This window comes from Salipiger sp. (genome assembly GCF_059781815.1).
The window spans coordinates 1-1,969 of sequence record NZ_JBYNAH010000397.1 but is presented as its reverse complement, the minus strand read 5'-3'; the positions used below and the strand labels follow the sequence as shown (position 1 = coordinate 1,969).

3 protein-coding genes are annotated in these 1,969 nt (G+C 69.3%); all 3 read left to right on the top strand.

From position 1 onward, the window contains the following. Positions 1-294, top strand: a 294-nt coding sequence (locus tag AC6RA4_RS25185; RefSeq protein WP_500165018.1) for a heterodisulfide reductase-related iron-sulfur binding cluster, incomplete at its 5' end; no start/stop codon positions are given. Between the two features lie 159 nt (positions 295-453). Continuing rightward, on the top strand, positions 454-1,161 hold the full coding sequence (locus AC6RA4_RS25180; protein ID WP_500165016.1) for a trypsin-like serine peptidase: 708 nt from the start codon (positions 454-456) through the stop codon (positions 1,159-1,161). A gap of 80 nt (positions 1,162-1,241) precedes the next feature. After that, the coding region (locus AC6RA4_RS25175; protein ID WP_500165014.1) for a trypsin-like serine peptidase at positions 1,242-1,969 on the top strand (728 nt) is incomplete at its 3' end.

Sequence of the window (1,969 nt, the reverse complement as noted above, 5' to 3'; positions counted from 1 at the left end):
ACCCACCCCAAGGCGCTTCTGAAGGGCGCTGGCTTCGAAGTGGTCGAGCCCGCCGACAGCCATCTCTGCTGTGGCAGCGCCGGCACCTACAACCTGCTGCAGCCCGAGATCTCGGGGCAGCTCAAGGCGCGCAAGGTGCGCACGCTCGAGGCCAAACAGCCCGACATCATCGCCGCCGGCAATATCGGCTGCATGATGCAGATCGGCTCGGGCACAGGGGTGCCGGTGGTGCATACGGTGGAGCTGCTCGACTGGGCGACTGGCGGACCGAAACCGCGGGCCTTGGCGGAGTGATGCCGAGGCGAGTGACGGGCCACGTTACGCCCAATTTTTGACAAACACCGCCGGTATCCCCGAAGGACGTGAGAAGGGGAAGTTTTGGTGCGTGTATTACTGGCGATCCTTGCGATTTGCCTGTCCGTTCCCGCATGGGCGGAAGGCAGTCTGTTCTCGATGCAGAGCCGCGAAGACGGCCGCCCGTGGGAGGCCGTGGGCCGGCTCGAGCTGGCGGGAAAGGCGTTCTGTACCGGCGCGCTGATCGCACCGGATCTGGTGCTTACCGCCGCGCATTGCCTCTATGATGCCGAGACCGGCGCGCGCATTCCGGTCGACAAGATCCAGTTCCTTGCGGGCTGGCGCAATGGCCGCGCCGCCGCCTATCGGCGGGTGCGCCGGGCGATGGCGCATCCCTCCTATGATTTCACCGCGCCCAGGGACGGCAACCGGGTCAGCAGCGACATCGCGCTGATCGAGCTGCAGCTGCCGATCCGCAACACCACCATCCGGCCTTTCGCCACCGGGTCGTACCCGGCGGTCGGCAGCGAGGTGAGCGTAGTCTCCTATGCCCATGACCGCTCGGAGGCGCCCTCGCTGCAGGGGCTCTGCGGCGTGCTCGACCTGCAGAGCCGCATGATGGTGCTGTCCTGCGAGGTGGATTTCGGCGCTTCCGGCTCGCCGGTCTTCTCCGGCCCTAGGTCCGCGCCGGTGATCGTCTCGGTGATCTCGGCCAAGGCCGAGGCGGATGGCCGCCCGGTGGCGCTCGGGGCAGAACTCGAAGACGCGCTGGCGGAGCTGCGCGCAGCGATGGATACGGACGGGGTCCGACAGACAGTGAACGCCGGGATGCGGCGGGAAACGGGGGCAAAATTCGTAACGCCCTGAGATATGTCGCCGCCGCCGGCATCGCCCTCGCAGGCCTGACCGCGCAGCCGGGCGCCCAGCAACGCACCGCGTTCGACGTGATGGAAAGCCGTGGCGACCTGCTCGGCTGGGAGGCGGTGGGGCGGCTCGACCTGCCCGGCGGTTTCTGCACGGGCGCGCTGATCGCCCGCGATCTCGTGCTGACCGCGGCGCATTGCGTCTACGATTCCGCGACCCGGCAGCCGCTGCCGGTCCGCGGCATGGTGTTTCGCGCCGGATACCACCACGGCAGCGCCATCACCCAGCGACGGGTGCTGCGCCTGGCGGTGCCCGAGCGCTACACCGCCGAGCTGGCGGCCGGCCATGCGATGACCTCGGAAATCGCCGTGGCAACCGATGTCGCGCTGCTCAAGCTCGAGGCGCCGGTGTCGAGCGCCGAGGCCGACCCGTTCCGGGTGCACGAGACCTCCTCTCCCGGGACCCGCGTGAGCGTCGTCTCCTATGGGCGCGGGCGCGAGGAGGTGCTCTCGCGCCAGCCCAATTGCGAGATCACCCGGCGCTATCGCGAAGACATCCTCGGCTTCGACTGCGACGTGACCTTCGGCTCTTCCGGCGCGCCGGTCTTCGTGCGCGAGAACGACCGGCTGCGCATCCTGTCGGTGGTCTCCTCGGGCGCCGAAACCGGCGAGGCCTACGGGCCGAGCCTGCCGAGCCTCCTGCGCGAGCTGTCGCAGCGCCTCAACCGCGAGGACGCGCGCCCCAAGGTGAGCACCGGCGCGCGCCGGATCACCGTCGGCGGCGGCGAGCGCTCGGATATCGGCGCGCGCTT

Excerpts from the sequence above, each read along its gene's own strand:
- AC6RA4_RS25180 (WP_500165016.1), top strand. The coding sequence starts at position 454 with ATGCAGAGCCGCGAAGACGGCCGCCCGTGGGAGGCCGTGGGCCGGCTC.